At 67.7% G+C, this 2,347-nt stretch carries 2 protein-coding genes; both read left to right on the top strand.

What is annotated here, in order from left to right:
• The first annotated feature begins 672 nt into the window (after positions 1 to 672).
• The gene (locus tag ACFYR3_RS45675) at positions 673 to 1,917 is read left to right on the top strand and encodes an IS110 family transposase (RefSeq protein WP_389288344.1); all 1,245 of its coding nucleotides are present in this window, start codon (positions 673 to 675) and stop codon (positions 1,915 to 1,917) included.
• 48 nt (positions 1,918 to 1,965) lie between these two features.
• Positions 1,966 to 2,277 (top strand): hypothetical protein, encoded by a 312-nt coding sequence (locus tag ACFYR3_RS45670; RefSeq protein WP_389288342.1) that lies wholly within the window; start codon positions 1,966 to 1,968, stop codon positions 2,275 to 2,277.
• Positions 2,278 to 2,347: the final 70 nt, after the last annotated feature.

The raw sequence follows: 2,347 nt of genomic DNA, 5'->3' as shown, positions 1-2,347 counted from the left end.
CCTAATCCCCTTGTAGCAGCAGGTCCGCGAAGCTCTGGCTCTTCGGACCTGTTCGAGTACTGGGGCCGTTGACATCTTGCTTCAGCGCGGCAGGCCATGCCTTCCTGCAGAGCGGTGCAACGTCCTGGTGCTCGTGGTGGTGGTCGGGTGGGTGTCGAGGCGACGCCTTCCGTAATCCGGGCATGAGATGCCTCTACGGAGATCGCGCGAGTCTCGACGCCTCCCCGGCCGCCACCACGCGGAGGGTGGTGGTCCCGTGGGCGCCGAGCGGATGCCTGAATCACGCCGGGCCTTGACGCCTCGCTGTAGACCGCGCGGCGCTCGGAGCCCTCTGGGCCTTCACCACGGTGCGGGTGTTGATGTTCGTCGGCGCCGGCCGGATGCCTGACGATCACCGGGCCTTGAGGCCTCCAGGCAGAGCGAGCGACGTCCGGCGCCGTCGAGCGTCAACACTCTCATCTTGATCACTCGTTGGTGTTGGTGGTGCGAGCCCGCTGCATGGTGACCTCTTGTGAAGCCCGAGCCGTCTGAGCTCCCGGATAGACCGAGGCCCGTGGGGTGAGCTGGTGCCACGAACGGCTACTGAGGTGGCGGACCGGCCCTTGTGCTGAGTCCTGGGATTAGGTCGCCGCGTGGTTCCGCATGAGCTCGTGGACCTGCACAAACTGCACGATGGGGAGGAACATTTTGATCTACTGCGGCATCGACTGGGCCGAGCGGACACACGACGTCGCCCTGGTTGACGACAGCGGTCAGTTACTGGCCAAGCGGCACATCACCGATGACGCCGCGGGCTACAAGATCTTGCTGGAACTGCTTGTCGAGTACGGCGACAGCGAGGAGAAACCGATCCCGGTCGCGATCGAAACCTCCCGCGGCCTGCTCGTGGCAGTGCTGCGGACCGGCAAGCGGCAAGTGTTCGCCATCAACCCGATGGCCGCCGCCCGCTACCGCGACCGGCACTCGGTCTCGCGCAAGAAGTCCGACCCCGGCGACGCCCTGGTCCTCGCAAACATCCTGCGCACCGACATGCACGCCCACCGGCCACTGCCCAACGACAGCGACCTCGGCCGGGCCATCGCCGTCCTTGCCCGTGCTCAGCAGGACTCACTCTGGAACCGGCAGCAGCTGTCCAACCAGCTCCGTTCGCTGCTGCGGGAGTACTACCCGGCCGCCCTGGCGGCCTTCGAACTCTGGCGCAACGGCCTCTGCCGGCCGGAGGCCCGAGAGCTTTTGAAGGCGGCCCCGACGCCGAGCCGGGCCGCGCGGCTAACCCGCACGCAGCTGGAGGCCGCGCTCAAGCGGGCCGGCCGCAAGCGCGGCATCACGGCCGAGGCCGAGCGGCTCCGCGACGTCTTCCGCGACGACTACGCCCACCAGCCGCAGCTCGTCGAGGACGCGCTGGGCAAGCAAATGCTCGCCCTCCTGGTCCAGCTGGAGGCCGCCTGCACCGCCGCCAACGACCTCGCCGAGGCGGTCGAAGAGGCTTTCCCTCAGCACCCGGACGCTGAGATCATCCTCAGCTTCCCCGGCCTCGGCGTCCAGCTCGGCGCCCGGGTGCTCGCCGAGATCGGAGACGACAAGGCCCGCTTCGCGGACGCCCGCGGCCTGAAGGCATACGCAGGCGCCTCGCCCATCACCAGGGCCTCCGGCAAGAAGTCGAGCATCACCCGCCGGTGGGTCAAGAACGACCGGCTCAACGCAGCCGGCTACCTCTGGGCCTTCTCCTCCATCACCGCCTCGCCCGGCGCCAAGACCCACTACCGGCGCCGCCGGGACGACCACGGAGACTGGCACGCCGCCGCCCAGCGCAACCTCTTCAACCGCATGCTCGGGCAGCTCTACTACTGCCTCCAGCACCACACGCTGTTCGACGAACACACGGCCTTTCCGGTCGCTCTCGCCGCCGCAGCGTGACGGCGATCATGTCTGCCATGCTGTCCCTCCCACAGCGACGGAGGACGCGTGACCGAGCCGATCACCGGATGGATCTGGGACCGCAACCTGCGTGCCCTTCTTGAGTTGCTCTCCCGCTACACCGGATACGCCTTCGACGAATCCGACTGGGAGACCGTCGAAGCCGGCGTTCAGGACACTGACGACGAAGCACCCGACGGCTGGTACTCGTATCCCCTGGCCGGCACGAGCGCCACTCTGGAAGTCGCCCTCGCTCAGGCCGTCGGCGGCGAGGAAGTGTCCGTCAGCGTCACGGGAGCCGAGACACCTGAGCTTCAGCTCCGCACGGACACACTCCTGTCCGCCTTCGCCAGCAACTGACCATCGGCGTGTTCGACTGGAGCGGATCACGGCCCGCTGCCGGTTGACAGCTTAGGCGCCTGAGGTGTCT

It is taken from the genome of Streptomyces sp. NPDC005784 (assembly GCF_042871525.1).
Lineage (GTDB): Bacteria > Actinomycetota > Actinomycetes > Streptomycetales > Streptomycetaceae > Streptomyces.
The sequence above is the reverse complement of the archived record's forward strand: the minus strand, read 5'-3'. Positions and strand labels throughout refer to the sequence as shown.